At 48.6% G+C, this 17,278-nt stretch carries 11 protein-coding genes and 1 pseudogene; 9 read left to right on the top strand and 3 right to left on the bottom strand.

The features are described from left to right. The first annotated feature begins 3 nt into the window (after positions 1 to 3). The 4 genes from PAT9B_RS25085 (at position 4) to PAT9B_RS25070 (ending at position 4,897) form a co-directional block, all read left to right on the top strand. On the top strand, positions 4 to 1,179 hold the full coding sequence (locus PAT9B_RS25085) for a M20 family metallopeptidase (protein WP_013512102.1): 1,176 nt from the start codon (positions 4 to 6) through the stop codon (positions 1,177 to 1,179). Then, on the top strand, positions 1,176 to 1,979 hold the full coding sequence (locus PAT9B_RS25080) for a transporter substrate-binding domain-containing protein (protein ID WP_013512101.1): 804 nt from the start codon (positions 1,176 to 1,178) through the stop codon (positions 1,977 to 1,979). The genes PAT9B_RS25085 and PAT9B_RS25080 overlap by 4 nt, the downstream gene beginning before the upstream one ends. Then, positions 1,966 to 3,606 (top strand): M28 family peptidase, encoded by a 1,641-nt coding sequence (locus PAT9B_RS25075; RefSeq protein ID WP_013512100.1) that lies wholly within the window; start codon positions 1,966 to 1,968, stop codon positions 3,604 to 3,606. The genes PAT9B_RS25080 and PAT9B_RS25075 overlap by 14 nt, the downstream gene beginning before the upstream one ends. A 340-nt stretch (positions 3,607 to 3,946) precedes the next feature. Next, on the top strand, positions 3,947 to 4,897 hold the full coding sequence (locus PAT9B_RS25070; protein WP_013512099.1) for an alpha/beta hydrolase: 951 nt from the start codon (positions 3,947 to 3,949) through the stop codon (positions 4,895 to 4,897). A gap of 94 nt (positions 4,898 to 4,991) precedes the next feature. Here PAT9B_RS25070 and PAT9B_RS25065 read toward each other — a convergent pair whose 3' ends face one another. After that, the gene (locus tag PAT9B_RS25065; protein ID WP_041526161.1) at positions 4,992 to 7,307 is read right to left on the bottom strand and encodes a molybdopterin-dependent oxidoreductase; all 2,316 of its coding nucleotides are present in this window, start codon (positions 7,305 to 7,307) and stop codon (positions 4,992 to 4,994) included. 1,888 nt (positions 7,308 to 9,195) lie between these two features. On the opposite strand from PAT9B_RS25065, the gene PAT9B_RS25060 reads away from it, so the two are divergent. From PAT9B_RS25060 to feoB, 5 genes are all read left to right on the top strand, one after another. Then, the gene (locus PAT9B_RS25060; protein ID WP_013512097.1) at positions 9,196 to 9,822 is read left to right on the top strand and encodes a ParA family plasmid-partitioning AAA ATPase; all 627 of its coding nucleotides are present in this window, start codon (positions 9,196 to 9,198) and stop codon (positions 9,820 to 9,822) included. After that, complete coding sequence (locus PAT9B_RS25055; protein WP_013512096.1) at positions 9,819 to 10,136, top strand: hypothetical protein; 318 nt, start codon at positions 9,819 to 9,821, stop codon at positions 10,134 to 10,136. The genes PAT9B_RS25060 and PAT9B_RS25055 overlap by 4 nt, the downstream gene beginning before the upstream one ends. A gap of 848 nt (positions 10,137 to 10,984) precedes the next feature. Further along, positions 10,985 to 11,983 (top strand): RepB family plasmid replication initiator protein, encoded by a 999-nt coding sequence (locus PAT9B_RS25050; protein WP_041526216.1) that lies wholly within the window; start codon positions 10,985 to 10,987, stop codon positions 11,981 to 11,983. Between the two features lie 935 nt (positions 11,984 to 12,918). Next, on the top strand, positions 12,919 to 13,146 hold the full coding sequence (gene feoA, locus PAT9B_RS30020) for a ferrous iron transporter A (RefSeq protein ID WP_013512094.1): 228 nt from the start codon (positions 12,919 to 12,921) through the stop codon (positions 13,144 to 13,146). Then, a complete protein-coding gene (feoB, locus tag PAT9B_RS25045) occupies positions 13,143 to 15,458 on the top strand; it encodes a Fe(2+) transporter permease subunit FeoB (RefSeq protein WP_013512093.1) in 2,316 nt (771 codons plus the stop codon). Before feoA ends, feoB begins: the two co-directional genes overlap by 4 nt. 47 nt (positions 15,459 to 15,505) lie before the next feature. On the opposite strand, the pseudogene PAT9B_RS25040 reads toward feoB, so the two are convergent. Both PAT9B_RS25040 and PAT9B_RS30405 read right to left on the bottom strand, forming a co-directional pair. Continuing rightward, positions 15,506 to 16,662, bottom strand: a pseudogene (locus PAT9B_RS25040) (RNA-guided endonuclease InsQ/TnpB family protein). Positions 16,663 to 16,820: 158 nt separating this feature from the next. Beyond that, positions 16,821 to 17,081 (bottom strand): hypothetical protein, encoded by a 261-nt coding sequence (locus PAT9B_RS30405; protein WP_013512092.1) that lies wholly within the window; start codon positions 17,079 to 17,081, stop codon positions 16,821 to 16,823. Positions 17,082 to 17,278 lie beyond the last annotated feature (197 nt).

The raw sequence follows: 17,278 nt of genomic DNA, 5'->3' as shown, positions 1-17,278 counted from the left end.
ACCATGAATGAGCAGAAACAAAAAATTATTTATGCGGTAGAGAAGATCCGAGAGACGATGTGTGGCCTTGCCCATGAGATTCATCGCGATCCGGAGCTAAGCTTTAACGAACATCGCGCGGCGCAACGTTTGCAAGCACCGTTGGCAGCGGCAGGTTTTACGCTCACACAACCTCTGGCTGGCCTGGAGACGGCATTCTGCGCCCGCTTTGACACTGGTCACCCCGGCCCTCGACTGATTTTGCTGGCTGAGTATGACGCGTTGCCTGAATTGGGACACGCGTGTGGACACAATCTGATTGGCACCGCCTCGGTTGCGGCTGCGCTGGCTCTGGTGAACAGTGGTACCTTTACCCGGGGAAGTCTGGAAGTCATGGGAACACCGGCCGAGGAGGAAGGCGGTGGAAAAATTATTATGGCGGATGCCGGAGTGTTTGCCAGTGCCGACGCTGTGATGATGTTCCATCCTCGAGAGAAAAACATGATGACGCGCGGCGCACTGGCCTGTGTCGATGCGGTGTTTAAGTTCTATGGTAAAGCCGCACATGCCGCTTCGGCGCCCCATCTTGGTATCAGCGCACTGGATGGCGTCATCCAGACCTTTGTTGGCATTAACGCCCTACGTCAGTTCTTTACTGATGATGTGCGGGTGCACGGCATCATTACGCATGGCGGCAGTGCTACCAACATTGTACCGGCCTATGCGGAAGCGAAGTTTCTTCTGCGCGCATCGACCGTAGGCGCCCTGGAATCCGTGCGACAGAAAGTATTTTCTGCCGCTTCAGCTGCCGCGGCCATGAGTGGTGCGCGTCTGGAGATTGAACAGGGCCTGACTTACGCCGAACGAAATAACAATCTGGCGCTGGCCGGGCTGTTCCAGCGCAATATCGAACAACTGGGGCTCAGCGCTGATGCAGCACCACAACGCGGGGGGGTGGGATCCTCAGATATCGGTAACGTGAGTCAAATCACTGCGGCCATACATCCATATCTACGGATTGGCGATGTGGTGCCACATACGCCGGAATTTGCCGCCGCTGCCGACTCGACCGCCGGTCACGAAGCGATGCTGAATGCTGCCAAAGCTTTGGCAATGACTGTGATTGATTTGCTCGACCCCGCATCACTACAAAGGGTGCGCGATGAATTTACTGCCTGGAAAACTGGAGAAGCCCAATGAAGTCTGCTGTAACCCTGTTAACTGTTATGACGATGGCGCTGAGTGCTCAGGCGCTGGCGGCCGGTGAAACGTTGCGCGTCGGAGCGGATCTCAGTTATCCACCATTTCAGTATCGCGATGCTGCAGGGACACCCACTGGGTTTGAAATTGACATCACCAATGCCGTGTGTAAAGCGGTGCAGGTAAAGTGCGAATATGTCGTCAGCAGCTTTGATGCCGAGATTCCGTCATTGATGGCGCGTAAGGTAGATTTCATCTCCCCGCTGGGTGCCACTGCCAAACGTCAGAAATCAATCGATTTCAGTGATTTTATTTACCATATACCGACCAAGCTGGTCGCACATAAGGGCAGCAATTTGCAGCCTGATGTGACGTCGCTTCAGGGTAAACGTATTGCCGTGCAGCAGGGATCAATCCAGGAAATGTACGCCAACAAATACTGGGCTCCGAAAGGTGTGGATGTGGTGATGTACCCTGATCAGGATGTGATTTATCAGGACCTGGCGGCCGGTCGTCTGGATGGCGCATTAAGTCCTGGGGTAGCCGTAACCTATGGTTTTCTCAATAAACCGGAGGGCAAAGATTTTGCGCTTACTGGTCCGGAAGTTCGTGATGATCTGCTGTTCAGCATCGGCTCAGCTTATGGGGTGCGTAAAGGCGATGAGAAAATGCAGAAGCTGCTAAATGAAGGGCTGGCGAAAGTCATGGCCGATGGTACCTGGGAAAAGATTAAGCAGCATTACTTTGGTGATCTGGAGATGAAAGTCACCCGCACGGAGCCGGTCAATGCAACTCAGTGAGTGGCAACCGATCATGCGACAATTGCTGGAAGCCTTTGCTGACCTCCATCGATTGTCCGGCAGCGAAGATGCCGAACGCAGCGTAGATGTACTGTGCTTATTGCTGGAACAACAGGGCATCCCCTGTAAACGTGAAAGCTGTCGGCTGTGGCTGAGTGACCCACTCACCGCCAGCCTGAGCCTGCCCGCGTTTCCGGATATACGCTTTCAGGCGAAAACCCGTTCGTTCTCGGCCCACTGCCCTCAGGGGTGTGAGGCCGAGCTGTTTTATGATAGCCAGGCGATGTCATTTGTCACTGATAACGCCTTTGCCGACTGGAGTGCCTCTGTGCGCGGCAAGCTGGTGATTGCCGATCAGGGTTTTGAAGATTATGTACAACGTTTGATGCGGGCAGGTGCGGCAGGTTTAATTCATGTCTGGGGTTCTCCGGAAACGGCGTTGCATGAAGAGACCGTTGGCCCCATCTGGGGAAGCCCGGTGCCCGAAGATACGCTGCGCTATCCTCGCCTTCCGGTCATTTCCATCAATCAGCAACAGGGAAACGCATTGCTGGCTCTGTTGCAGCAGCGATCTTTGCGTGCCCGGATCACCACTGAAGTACGCGAACATGTAGCAACCTGTTCCCTGCCTGTGGTGGAGATTCCAGGGAACAGCGATGAATTCGTGCTGCTCTCGTCGCACTATGACTCCTGGCACCAGGGACTAACCGATAACGCCACAGGCAACGCATTATGTCTGGCAATGGCGCTGGCGTTTGCCCGACATCCACAACCACTTCAACGCGGGTTACGCATCGCCTGGTGGCCAGGCCATTCCAATGCCCGCTATGGCGGTTCTGCCTGGTACGCCGATAGTCACCGCGCCGAACTGCTGCATCATGCAGTGGCGCATATAAATGTAGACTCGCCCGGCTGTCTTGGTGGAGATCAACTGATGATTAACGCCAGCGGTGCCGAGTCTAGGATATGGCTGAATCAGGCGTTACAGGCTGTGACAGGAAATGAGGCCAATCGTATCACCCCACTCGGTAAAGGTGCCGATCAATCTTTCTGGGGAGTGGGTATACCACTGCACTTCGCGTTACGTGAAACCCAAACGGTGCGGTCTACGCTCTCCCCCGGCAGCGGAGGTGGCTGGTGGTGGCATACGGAAGAGGATACGCTGGATAAAGTTGATGAAGAGAATTTACTGCGCGATGCCCGTATCCATTATCTCTGGCTGCAGCAACTCCTCACAGAAGAGAGACTGCCCTTAGACGTACACCAGTATCTACAACAGATGATCGACGAGCTGACACAGTTACAAAGCATCATTGATCCGGCGTTTTCGCTGAAACCGTGGGTGACGTTGCTGGGAGAATTAAAACAGGCATGCCAGTCAGCCTCACCACACCATCTGCATACCGCCGTCGGGCTCTGGCACCGCCTGCGTTATAGAGCTGCCGATGATTATCATCCAGACTTAAGTTACCACAATGGCGCTTTTCCAGGTATGCAGCTACTCAGTGGCCATCACCGCCATACATGCAGCGACCACTACTGGCTTATGCTGGAGACACAATATCTGCGTCAGCTGGCAAGGGGAATGGAATTATTACAGCAGAGTCTGAAAGTGTTGCAATCATAATAGAATAGGTACCTTTACATGGATTATTCGCTATACCCGTGAGACATCCGTTCCCACCTAAAACTACTCGAGTCAGGCCAAGTGTCTGATTCCTGCTTCAACAGGTGGCCAGACTGCGCCCCGCAACCAGCTTTTCACCGCTGACGTTGTCGCCGTATCCTTCAGGCCTAAGTCGATACTGACGGCATGAATGCCTTTGGTTAATTGTACTTCGTAAGTTACATAAGGCGGTTGCAAGTGATTACTATTATCATTAACTTGTCATCTTTCTCATCCATCACTTTTTGACTGGGTGGCACTGCGAAAATAAATAATCAGTGGAATCAAGAAAGGGACGCAAATGAATCATCCGTTATGCAGCAAGATATGTAAGAGTATCTCTTCGCAACTAACAGCTTTATTTTTGATCTTTATCTGTGCATCTAATAGCTACGCAAGACCAGACATGAGACCTCTTGGCCCCAATATCGCAGATAAGGGTTCGGCTTTTTACAGCTTCTCAATTACAAAATTTGATTCCACTGATGGCCAACGCCATTATCAGGTCTGGACAGCCGTACCGAAAAAGGCACCTCCTGAAGAAGGATTCCCCGTTCTTTATATGCTGGATGGTAATGCTGTGATGGACAGGTTATCTGACGGCTTTCTGAAGGAACTATCTTCCCATACACCTCCCGTTATAATAATCATTGGCTATCAGACTCCACTACCCTTTGATCTGCATGCCAGGGCTTATGATTATACGCCTTCGGGAAATGGTAAAGTGAAGGATATGCATGGCAGAATAGGAGGAGGCAGTATCAATTTTCGTCACCTGATCGAAGAGAGCATTGCTCCCCGGGTTGAAAGAAATATAAGGATCAATACGACTAACCGCGGAATCTGGGGACATTCCTATGGTGGCCTCTTTGTACTCGACTCTTGGTTATATTCGTCTTTTTTCCATTCATTTTACTCAGCAAGTCCATCTCTCGGTAACGACAATAATATGATGAAAAAAATCATGTCGGTACCGGGAAGTGCGATCAGAAATAAACGCCTGTATCTGATGGAAGGTGATGGTGACGAAAAAAAAACCAGAGATGGTACACCATCGGAGATTCTGAAGGATGTACAGAATATGATATCTACCCTAAGTGCAGAAGGAATTTCTGCCTCATACCAACTCTATTCGGGTCTGACACATGGCTCAATGTTTAATGCATCGCTGCAGTGGGCTTTGTTAAATATGTCTGAGGACAAGGTCATATGTGAGAAAGACGAATCCCCATCATTGCCTTGTAAGAAGTAAAGCAGGCTTGAACCGCAGGGGAATCGTTCAACACCCGCCATAAATGAATTTAAATGATGTTCATAAAGTTGTGGCTTTATGAACAGTATTAGTATTATTTGCTCATTGCTACAAATATGGGCGGCTGAAAAGCCGTCACTTCTGGCAACGGCTCATCCCAACGCTCAATTTCCACCCAACAACTTTGCGCGCTGCAACCCTGGCCCAGCCTTGAACTGCCCCGATCTTCTGTCAGTACGTTAGGATTACCGTGTTTATCGAGTGAGTCCGGCAGACTGGGGTCTTGTGGGTCATACCACGCCCCGGTCGACATCTGCACCACACCGGGACGAATATCCTCGCTCAGATGGACGCCCGCAAGGATCTTACCACGTGAGTTGAAGACCTTAACCACGCTCCCCTCTTGGATATTACGCGCCGCCGCATCCTGCGGATGCATCCACAATGGTTCACGATCCTGAATCTTGGTTTTGCGGCTTACGCTGCCGTGATCATACTGACTGTGCAGGCGGGTACGCGGTTGGCTTGAAAGCAGATGCAGCGGCCAGAGGGCGGCGGTCGCTCGTTGTGACTGCGCTTCCGGCTCATACCAGAAGGGATGACCGGGGCACTCTTCATAGCCAAAATCGGCGACCGTCTGGGAGAATAGTTCGATTTTTCCCGATGGCGTTGGTAATGGCGACTGCTCCGGGTCATCGCGGAAAGCTTGCAGGAAAATCTGCGGTTGGTCCGGGCGTTCATACTCCAGCATGCCCTGCGCCCAGAAATCATCAAACGCGGGCAGTTCGATACCGTCGGCCACCGCACGTTGCCGAGAGGCGTCATAAATAAAGCGGATCCACGCCTCGGCATCGCGTCCCTCACTGAAGCTCTCGCCAAAACCAAGTTTTTCCGCCAGCGCATGGAAGATGGCGTAATCACTGCGGGCTTCGCCCTGCGCGGCGATATGCTGACGCATAGCGATCATGTAGCCATCATTGCTGGAACTGCCAATATCATTGCGCTCCAGCGAGGTGGTCACCGGAAAGACGATATCGGCGAACTTGGCCTGTGCCGTCCAATACTGTTCGTGTACCACCACCGTATCCGGTTGTCGCCACGCTTCCACCAGCCGGTTCAGATCCTGATGATGGTGGAACGCATTACCGCCAGCCCAATACACCAGGCGGATGTCGGGATAGGTGCAATCCTTACCATCAAACTGATAGGCACCACCTGGATTGAGCAACATGTCAGAAAGCCGCGCCACCGGGATGACCTTGTTGATCGGATTGCTTCCGGCCGGAAAACGCGGGCCGGAGAAGGTACGACGCACCGAACCCGCCAGATTGGTGCTGGCATAAGCAAAGCCAAGGCCACCACCCGGCGTGCCGATCTGGCCGATCATCGCCGCCAGCGCCACCGTGGCCCAGAACGTTTGCTCTCCCTGGAACGCACGCTGGAGCGACCAGGCGATATTGATCATGGTGCGCTTTGCCGCCATAAAGCGTGCCAGCTCGCGAATTTTCTGCGCATCAATGCCGGTGATCTGCGCTGCCCATGCCGGGTCTTTTGCTTTGCCGTCTTTGTTGCCCACCAAATAGTCACGATATTGCGCAAAGCCGACGGTGTGGCTGGCAACAAAATTTGCATCGTAAAGTGACTCGTCAATCAGTACATAACTCAACGCCAGCAGCAGTGCGGTATCGCTACCGGGTTGTAATGACAGCCACTCCGCATTAGTGACGCCTGAGAGATCGTTCTTAACCGGACTGACATTGATAAAGTGCGTCCCGTTACGCTGCATCTCTCCCAGCCAGTGTTTAAGCGAATGATCGTTCGCGGCACCGCCATTAACTTGAGAATTGCGCAATGGCAGGCCACCAAAGGCGACAAACAGCTCACAATGTTCTGCCAGCGAAGACCAGTGAGTGTGTTGCTTTTGCAACACATCTAATTCACCGATGATGTGAGGTAGCAACCGCTCGGCTGCCGCCAGGCTGTAGGTATTGGTGCTGTCGGTATAGCCACCCAGCTGATTGAAAAAACGGTGCAACTGGCTTTGGGCGTGGTGAAAACGTCCGGCGCTGGACCAGCCATAAGACCCGGCATAAAACGCCTGATTGCCATGCGTCTGTTTCACCCTGGTGAGTTCATCAGCCACCAGCGCCAGTGCGGTTTCCCAGCTCACCTCGACAAAGGGTTCTTTACCGCGCCCCTGGCGTGCACCGCGCCCATGTTGAAGATAGCCGAGACGGACGGCGGGACGACGGATACGGCTTGCGCCATCGACCGCACCAACCAGTGACTGGCCAATGGCGGAGGGGTTACGATCCCATTCGACCGGTTCTATGCCCGTCAGAGCGCCTTCAGTTGTGGAAACGCGATATGTGCCCCAGTGCATTACAGCAAGTTTATGATGTGTTGTCATGTCGTGATGAGTTTGTGCAAGTGATAGGAGTATTTATAGGAAACGACTGTATCACAGCCCTTTTATAAAATTGCTGAAAACAGCGCGTTAAATCGCACCACTACGAGCGAGTTTTACTGTGCTGCGCCCGCATGATTAATAAGCCAGACGGATACACCGCCAGGTGTTATCCATCAATTTCGGCAGCACGAATAATGCGATCCCTCTGACAATTATGGGTTCGGTGACAAGTGTCGCGGTTGTGAATCAGGCACTTGGCTCCCTGCCTTCCGGTTATGAGTTCCGTACAGCGGATAGTCTGATTTCTCCTTATGCGGGTGTGCAATATTATCGCACCTGGCTTGATGGCTATGCAGAATTGGAGTGGGTGCATTTAACCTTGCCTTTGCACCGCAAACCTCTTCCCAGGTTGTTTCCAGTGCGGGTCTCCGTGGCCATCACGCTGTACCGGCTACCTAGGGCTACCTGAATTTACAGGGTCATATTGAACGACGACGGCAGTGCACGTGTGGGTTATGCCGCTCTATGCACAGAGTAGGAAACTGCTTTCGCTCGGAGTCGGAATGGACTTCCTGTTGCCTCACCACATTACGCCAGGCATCGCTTATCAGGGAACCCTGGGCTGGGCCAGCAACAAACCTGATCGCAGATGATAATGGTGCGGGTTAATTTTGGCTTCTGATAGACCTGAACCGCACTGGTGTTAACCGGTGCGGTTATCCTCACGACCTCTTTTCTACGTCTGATTCGATGCCAATGCAATTTGGCATGACATAGCAGTTAGCAAGTAAGATGTTATCCTGTTAAATAATTATCATATTAAGATAGCATCTTAATACATCCCTCTTCTCACGGTTAACTTAACATTTTGATATCTTAATAAGATAATCTAACAACATCATAACAAGACAACTACTTTGAAGTCTCGTCTTCCCTTCTGATGTTCACTCATCTTTCGCGCTTTGCCATACGCTCACCTGAACAACAGGCATCCAGGACAGGCAGGGAAAATCACGCCAACAACTTAATAAGATATTACTTTAGCCTCTTAATATGTTGGTATCAACATATCTTAACATCATAACATTATTTTTTTATTAAGTTGTTATGATAATTTCCTAGTAAGAAATTAAACCATTTGCCGTTCTGATTAGCCATCCTCAATAGTGCTTATCAACTCAGCACCCGAATTGTCATCTTTAGGCATCGGCAGGATGGATTGTGCAGCGATGCCGAGGGTGACACGAATCAAGAAGTTAAGAAGTTAAGAAGTTAAGAAGTTAAGAAGTTAAGAAGTTAAGAAGTTAAGAAGTTAAGAAGTTAAGAAGTTAAGAAGTTAAGATAACAACTTATGAAGTTAGTACAACATAATTCGCACGCACGAAACATCAGCATGGCATAACATGATACCATCTTAACAAGATAGTAAGATAACAACAAAAGGGCATTTTTGTCATCGCGTATTTAAGAATGAATGCCAGAGATGAAACAGCTGAAGTGCTTTGAACATCCGGGCAAAGAGCGATGCTGGTGCGAAGTTATCGCTTGGCAAAAACGACATGACATCGTTGCGAAGCCCATTATGTTCTGGTCTCTAGTCAGCACCTTCGTGAAGATGACGACTCAATAAACTCTATTCTCTGACTCAAAACGTGGCATCGGTTGACTGCAAAATATAACAAGTTGTTAAGATAATATCACACAAAAAACATAATATCTTGATAAGTTAACATGATATCAATACATAAATATCATGATTTTGCTAAATAATATTATGATCCAATCCAATCTTAACAAGATAATATCTTGTCTTGTTGTTATTCAGGTATCTTGTTAAGATAACCAAATAAGGTCAATTCTGTTTGAACGACATCTATGGAGGTCATCAATGATTATCGTTTTAGGTAGCCAGAAGGGTGGGGTAGGCAAAAGCACGTTGGCCGTTTCCATTGCCGCTGGTTTACTCTCTCGTGGCTACCGGGTGTTGATTGTAGATGCCGATGACCAAAAATCAGTGCTGACGTGGTACAACAATCGGCCGGAATCACTGCCGCATATCCCAGTCACCGGTGCCTCCGGTAATATCAAAGCAATGCTCAAAGAACATGCAAAATCCTATGATTATATCATTGCTGACTGCGCCGGACGCGATAGCGCGGAGATGCGCAGTGGCCTGATGGCTGCTGATGTCTTCATCTCTCCACTACGTCCCTCACAGATGGACCTCGATGTTGTGCCGCATACCTGTTCAGTGTTTACTGCCGCGAAAGATTTCAATGAGGAAGTAAAAGGTTACCTGGTGCTCAACATGACCCCCACCAATATGTTTGTGAATGAAGGTAATGAAGCGGCACAAGTCCTGGAAGATTTTCCGCAAATGAAACTGGCGGTAACCCGCATTTGTGATCGTAAAGCACATCGTGATGCCTGGGCTGAATCCATGACTATCTACGAGACAGAAAACAGCAAAGCAAAAGATGAAGTTGAGAGACTGATCCAAGAGGTCATCCTATGAGAAACCGATCCGGCGTAACAACAGAAAAAGAAAACAACTTTATTAATGGAGGAACAGCCGCATTATCAACAGCCGTTCCTTCAGAGACGAAAACAGCCGGAGCTGAGCCAGTGAAGAAGGCTAAAGCAAAACCGGTTAGCATTTCTTTCACTGATGAAAATCTTAGCGAGATTGATAATCGCATACGTAATGAAATTCTTGCTGGTGGTACGCGGGTAAACCGTTCCGATATCGTTCGTGCAGCGATTCTCGGTCTGGAACGTTTCTCCGACGAAGAGATCTCATTGTTGATTAGTAAAGCAAAATTGCAATAATTATTTATTAAATACGTAGTTATTATCTTAATAAGATTATAACTACGTTGTGACATTGTAACTCCGTTTGATCCTTCTTCCTTTGCGTTAAGTCCTGACCAACAGCCTGATTAATTTTTAGAACACGATGTGAAGACGCTGTAGAGCGACGTATCGATTTATCAGGAGCAAGAGAGGGGAAAACCCAGCATTTGAACCTGCATGCCATACAGAGGAGTACGAAGGCTATCTCGGCGCTTGAGTATGTTGCCTGACCCTTACAACTCATAAAAGCCAATTGAAGCAGAAAGCATGTCATCGCATTGCGGGATGTCATTTGTTTCTATCAGATGATGATATCTCAATGCTGATCCGCACAGACAGGAACATTTGCTCTTCCTGCAAGACGGTTTTGACTGGGATTTCCTCGTATTAACGGCAAGATTACTCAAAGCAGTCAGCAAGATATCCACTTATCCACTGCCCAGATCCCAATAATTTAGATCCAATTTAGATCCCATATAGATCCCAAATAGATCCCTGATCGCGGCAGGCCGCACCAGTTCTGGTCTCATAGGGGTATTGCATAAGCTATAGAAAGTAAATTATAAACTATAGGCAGATTACAATAAGCTATAGAATGCTAAATCTAAGCTGTAGTTAGAAAACGACATAAGCTATAGTGAGTCAACCGCACTGAAGATGGATTTTGCTGTGGATAGTTTTTCCTGCTTATCTTCATGCAATTAGGCTCACATTACGTGAGTTGTTGTTCTGTCATTCACAAATCCAGATGTCTCGATCCTTTATCGATCATCATCGAAACCGCGAGAAAGCCTGTGGACAGCGAAAATCTTGACCTCAAAAAACTGTTTGAAGAAACGGACAAAAATACAGGTGAGGTGATCACGCTAACGCCGAACGCGAATAATACCGTTCAACCGGTTGCGTTGATGAGGCTCGGCGTATTTGTTCCTACTCTTAAGTCACTGAAAAATAGTAAAAATAAAACCTTCTCGACGACAGATGCGACGGAGGAATTAACCCGACTGTCTCTGGCTAAGGCCGAGGGGTTCGATAAAGTTGAGATCGTGGGTCCACGACTTGATATGGATAATGATTTCAAGACATGGGTCGGGATCATTCATTCCTTTGCCAAGCATAAAGTCATCGGAGACAAGGTACAGCTTCCTTTCGTCGAATTTGCCAAACTCTGCGGTATCCCCTCCAGTCGTTCCTCTAAGAAGCTCAGAGAGCGTATTAGCCCGTCTTTAAAGCGTATCGCGGCGACAACTATCTCCTTCGCCAGCAATATGGGTGAAGATAGTAAGGAATACATCACCCATTTAGTGCAGTCAGCTTATTACGATACCAAAAAGGATATCGTGATTTTGCAGGCGGATCCTAAGCTGTTTGAGCTATATGAGTTTGATCGTAAAGTACTTTTACAGCTTAAAGCGATCAATGTTCTGAAACGCCGGGAATCAGCCCAGGCGCTATATACGTATATCGAAAGCCTGCCGAGGAATCCCGCTCCCATCTCTCTGGCTCGCTTGCGTGACAGGTTGAATCTCAAGTCACCCGTTTTTTCGCAAAACCAGACGGTACGACGGGCGATGGAGCAACTTAAGGAGATTGGTTATCTCGATTACTCTGAGGTTCAGCGGGGGCGTAGCATCTATTTTCATGTGCATTATCGCCGGCCAAAGCTGAAAGCGCCGAAGAACGAGAGTGCTGAAAACCCACAACCGCCAGTGCCCGTCACACCTGCAGAACCGGTTGATGCTGAGCTTCAGGAAAAACTCAATCTATTGAATAAATTAGGAATTTCCATGGCTGACCTCGAGAAGCTCTTCAAAGGAAAATGAAGTTATAAGCTGTAGTGAGTAGCAACTCACTACAGCTTATGTTGCCTTCCTGCCAACTCCCTATAGCTTATCTCACACTTTAACCTGCTGATTTATCTCCTATTATTAGACGTCTTTTCAGTATAGGGTTGGTAACAGTACTCCCTATAGCTTATATGATCACTCACTACAGTTTATACAATAAGCTGTAGTGAGTAAGTTTGCTCACTATAGCTTATGATGGAAGGCATCAAATGCGTCAGAAGGGCTTACTCCAATGCTCCTGAAGCGTATGGCGGCCGTAAAACTGCGCACTACCGATTATCAAACGGAAGCTATAACACACCTTTTACTCTCTATAGCTTATATAGACTGAAGAAAGTAATCGACTGACTATAGCTTATATTCTATAACTACCCTGGTGACCGCTTACATTTATCTTATTGATTTAAAATGGTGTTAGTATTCGCTAACTTTACATGTGAGAAAAGATAAACCACTTCATCCTGACTATAGCTTATGTGAACATGCTATAGCTTATGCAGTTCTTTTGAATACACTTCTGACTACAGCTTAGGTTGAATGAGAAAGGCATTTTACTCCCCACAGCTTATACATAAGCTGTGGGGAGTAAAATGCAACCGGAAGATACTTGATGAGATGAAGTGAGTTGCTCATCTAATCCCAATTACTGCTACTCAACTTATATTGTGACGCCGTCACTTATGCTCTACAAGCAGGATGCCTAGTAAGGTAAAGAGCTTGGATGAAATGCCTTCCGGTAAGCAGGGAAGACTTACATTTGAATCTGATACTGGCTCAGTAATCAGCCCTTCGTTAATCCAATATTGAAGTTAGACCCCGATTGCTCGCAATAACGACGTCTCAGATCAAATTATGGGAATGCTTATCATTTATATAATCGCTTCCTCCTGAAAAACAGACTGGCTAAAGTTATGCATCTAAAAAAGCGAAACATCTGGCGCATTGTGGGTTACCGAGCTTCGATTAACCCAAGCTGGCGGCAAAAATTGCTAACCTTGGGAATGCTTCCCGGATCTTTGATTGAGGTGATCCGGGTCGCGCCTCTGGGAGACCCGGTGCAAATTCGCACTCGTCGCGTTAGTCTGGCGGTTAGATCCAGCGATCTGTCCTCGTTGTTGCTAGAGGAGGTGGAGTCATGAAGCAACTAACCATTGGTCTGATCGGCAATCCCAACACAGGAAAAACGACCTTATTTAATCAGCTGACAGGTGCCAGACAGCGAGTAGGCAACTGGGCAGGAGTGACTGTAGAGCGCAAAGAGGGGCAGTTTTTTACTCCGCATACAGATGTTCGTTTGATTGACCTACCCGGAACTCGTTCACTTACGACACTGTCAACGGATAGCTCGATTGATGAAAGTATCGCCTGTCAGTATTTGTTCAATGATCACGCTGATCTGTTGATCAATGTTGTTGATGCATCAAATCTGGAAAGTAACCTGTTTCTCACCCTGCAATTGCTCGAACTCGGTATACCCTGCATCATTGCTCTAAATATGCAGGACATTGCTACCAGCCAACATATTAATATCGACGCCCTGGAATTGTCGCACCGTTTGGGGTGCCCGGTTGTTTCGCTCACGTCGACGCGCGGTGAAGGAATAACTCAACTCAAGGAACTTATCGATAGTGGTCATCACTGGCAATTTATGAGGCTCGATCGTTATTCGGAGGTGGTGGAGGGAGTGATTTCCCGCTTGTGCACAATTATGCCGTCAAGTATTTCGGCACAAAAGCAGCGCTGGCTGGCGCTACAACTGTTGGAAGGGGATATCAATAGCCAGAAACTCTGCCCGGAGGTAATACCGCATCTGGAAGAGCTTACCCGGGCTGCAGGTGGCGACCCCGCGATGGATATTGTTGATTCTCGCTATCATGCTATAACCGCCTTGTGTGCGGCCATCAGCAATATTCAGCAAAGTAAACCGAGTCGCTTTACCGATAAGCTCGATAACATCATGCTTAATCGTTGGGCTGGTATTCCGCTTTTTCTCGGCGTGATGTACCTGATGTTTGTTTTGTCGATTAATATCGGTGCCGCTTTACAACCGATCTTTGATGGCGGTTCTGTGGCGCTGTTTATTCATGGCGTGCAATGGCTGGGTTACAGCTTGCATTTACCGGAGTGGCTAACCGTATTTCTGGCGCAGGGCATCGGTGCCGGGATCAACACGGTGCTACCTATCATTCCACAGATTGGCATGATGTATCTGTTTCTTTCTTTCCTTGAGGATTCCGGTTACATGGCACGCGCTGCTTTTGTTATGGATCGCTTAATGCAGTCTCTTGGACTGCCGGGCAAGTCCTTTGTGCCTCTGATTGTGGGTTTTGGCTGTAATGTGCCGGCTGTCATGGGTGCCCGCACATTGGACACCGCTCGTGAACGCTTGATTACTGTTTTGATCGCACCCTTTATGTCCTGCGGCGCACGGCTGGCAATCTTTGCGGTATTTGCCGCTGCTTTTTTCGGTGCGCACAGCGCCAGCCTCGTATTCTCTTTATATTTGTTAGGTATTGTGGTGGCGGTTGGAACCGGATTGCTTTTAAAACATACATTGTTACACGGTGAAGCTACGCCGTTCATTATGGAGTTACCGGTCTACCATCGGCCTCACCTCAAAAGTTTGCTTATTCAGACCTGGCAGCGTCTGAAAATGTTCATCGTGCGTGCTGGCAAGGTGATTATTCTAGTCAGTATGTTGATTGGTGTGCTGAGTAGCTTTTCATTAAACGGCCGTACTGTTGATAGCATCAATGATTCCGCGCTGGCTGCAGCAAGCAGAGTCATTACTCCGGCCTTATTCCCCATTGGCATCACCCAAGATAACTGGCAGGCCACGGTGGGCTTGGTGACAGGTATTATGGCGAAAGAAGTCGTGGTCGGGACGTTGAATAGCCTCTATACAGGAGAAGATATTGAGAGTGGAAAATTCAACCCAAGTGAATTTAATCTGCGAAGTGAAATGGAAGATGCGCTAATACAAACCCGGGATGGATTAGCTGCAGCGTTTAGTTTTACAGCTTTATCAAACCCCATTGAGGCCAGTAAGGGTGATGGTGCAATGGATTCCGGACAGATGGGGGCCATGAGTGCCAGATTTGGTAATGGTTTTGCGGCATACAGCTACCTGATCTTTGTACTGCTTTACGTTCCCTGCGTTTCAGTCATGGGAGCGATTGCAAGAGAGGCAGGGCGCAACTGGATGTTATTTTCCTTTTGCTGGGGGTTAAATGTGGCATATTCCCTCGCTACCTTATTTTATCAAAGCGTGAGTTTTGCTGACCATCCTGGTTTTAGTTCTTTTTGCTTGATCGGCGTTATCGTTTTTAATGGACTGATTTTTGTGGCGTTACGCCGTAAAGGCGAGCGAATAAATCAGAAACGCTTTAGGGTGCCGGCTATGAGTAATGCAAGCGGATGTAGTGGATGCAGCGGCTGTTGCGACAAGTAGCTGAGTGGCGGCGCGATTATGTAAACAACAGGTTGACACTCCCCTCCCTAAAGGAAGGGGATTCTTGTTTCGCGGAGCCGAACCTGAGCCGCATTGCGCGGTTCAGGATTTACAGGCTCTCCACAAGCTAACGCGGTCAGCCCGACCGCTTTTATATTCTACGCGGCGTTTACAGCACGATCAGGGTTTGCCCCACATTCAGGGCAGATCCACGAACGAACGTTAAGCGCCATTTTTGGCATGGTATACCCGCACCCGCTGCAGCGTTTTGAGGACGGGAAAAACGGGTCAATTGCGACGACTGCTCGCCCCGACCATTCGCCCTTATAATCAAGCTGGCGAACAAACTCCCCCCAGCCCGCGTCTGCTATCGCTTTGGATAGCGTCGGATTGCGGATTATGTTTTTCACTTTCAGGGATTCGACGCAAACAACTTGATTCTCGTTAATGAGTTTGCGGGACAGCTTGTGCAGGTTATCCATTCGGCAATCAGCAATTTTCGCGTGGGTGCGGGCAACTCTGGCGCGGTTTTTTGAGCCTTTTTGTTTCTTGCTCAAACGGCGCTGCAGCAGAGCGAGACGCTTCGCATATTTAGTGGTGTGACGGGGATTACCTGTTTTGAATCCGGTATCGGTGACGAACGAATCTTTTAAACCAACATCAATGCCGACGGTTGAAGCGGTGATCGGCAGTGATACAGGCTCAAACTCGCAGAGGCAGGACACGAAATATCGTCCGGCTGCATCTCTGGAAAGGGTGACCGAGGATGGTGCAGACGGCAATTCACGGCTCCAGCGCACGTCTAACGGCGCTTTGCTCTTTGCCATATACAAAACTTGCCGTCATGGTATTTAAAAGCGGCATTGGTGAGCGTAGCCGCCTCTTTATGGCGCTTGCTTTTGAATGTCGGGTATCTGGCGCGGCTTGCGAAAAAGTTTGAGAATCCGGCCTGTTGATGGCGTAAGGCTTGCTGTAACGGCACGCTGGATACGTCATTTAGCCAGGTAAATTCCGGCTCTTTTTTCAGTGCCATTAAGCGGGTGCTGGCTTGCGTATAGCCGATCTTTTCCTGGCGCTCATAATAAGCATCGGTTCGCCAGCGCAGGATTAAATTGTAGACAAAACGCACACACCCGAACGTTTGAGGCAAAAGCTCAACGTGTTCGGGTGTTGAATAAAATCGGTATTTACAGGCGCGTTTCACAGGACTTACAAAATACACTGAAAATGTAAGCCATATTGACGGAGGTCAAAACGGGTTAGGCAAAAGGTCAACGGCACGCCTTATATCCCCGACCTAAAAGGACGTGGTTTTACAGCGCTTTCAGATAAATCGTGCCGTTAGATTTGTGTCAGGCAGAGCTACTCCGGGAGATGCCGCACTGGCACCCGCTCCTGACGTGGCCGGGAAAAATGATACAGCCGGCGCTTGAGGACACATTGTGGGCAGGGTGTCACCTTTCTGAAGTTATTGCGGGAAACACCCAGCGCAATCACGAGCTGTTCGTAACGACCAATCAGAATCATATCCTCTTTGTTTTCCGAGTAGATCCGGCAAGTGGCGTTATGCAGGATATGATTATCATTGGTTTTAGATATGCTGATGTAGTAAGTATTTTTCATTGTTATTATCTCTGCGTAATGGGAGCAAGCAGCATCTCTTACCGGTCCGAAAAAGTGTAATTATTTTGGAGATTTTGCAGGTCGGCTCTTATTACGTTTCGTTACAAGATGGCTTAACTCATTGAAATAACTGTTATGGAATAATCTACTGAAATTTCTTTTTCAGAATAATGTTATATGAAATTTATTTGAATCAA

The organism is Pantoea sp. At-9b (assembly GCF_000175935.2).
GTDB lineage: Bacteria > Pseudomonadota > Gammaproteobacteria > Enterobacterales > Enterobacteriaceae > Pantoea.
The sequence above is the reverse complement of the archived record's forward strand: the minus strand, read 5'-3'. Positions and strand labels throughout refer to the sequence as shown.

Coding starts and splice junctions, on each gene's coding strand:
- PAT9B_RS25060 (WP_013512097.1), top strand. CDS start 9,196: ATGATTATCGTTTTAGGTAGCCAGAAGGGTGGGGTAGGCAAAAGCACG.
- PAT9B_RS25080 (WP_013512101.1), top strand. CDS start 1,176: ATGAAGTCTGCTGTAACCCTGTTAACTGTTATGACGATGGCGCTGAGT.
- PAT9B_RS25055 (WP_013512096.1), top strand. CDS start 9,819: ATGAGAAACCGATCCGGCGTAACAACAGAAAAAGAAAACAACTTTATT.
- PAT9B_RS25085 (WP_013512102.1), top strand. CDS start 4: ATGAATGAGCAGAAACAAAAAATTATTTATGCGGTAGAGAAGATCCGA.
- feoB (WP_013512093.1), top strand. CDS start 13,143: ATGAAGCAACTAACCATTGGTCTGATCGGCAATCCCAACACAGGAAAA.
- PAT9B_RS25070 (WP_013512099.1), top strand. CDS start 3,947: ATGAATCATCCGTTATGCAGCAAGATATGTAAGAGTATCTCTTCGCAA.
- PAT9B_RS30405 (WP_013512092.1), bottom strand. CDS start 17,081: ATGAAAAATACTTACTACATCAGCATATCTAAAACCAATGATAATCAT.
- PAT9B_RS25065 (WP_041526161.1), bottom strand. CDS start 7,307: ATGACAACACATCATAAACTTGCTGTAATGCACTGGGGCACATATCGC.
- PAT9B_RS25075 (WP_013512100.1), top strand. CDS start 1,966: ATGCAACTCAGTGAGTGGCAACCGATCATGCGACAATTGCTGGAAGCC.
- feoA (WP_013512094.1), top strand. CDS start 12,919: ATGCATCTAAAAAAGCGAAACATCTGGCGCATTGTGGGTTACCGAGCT.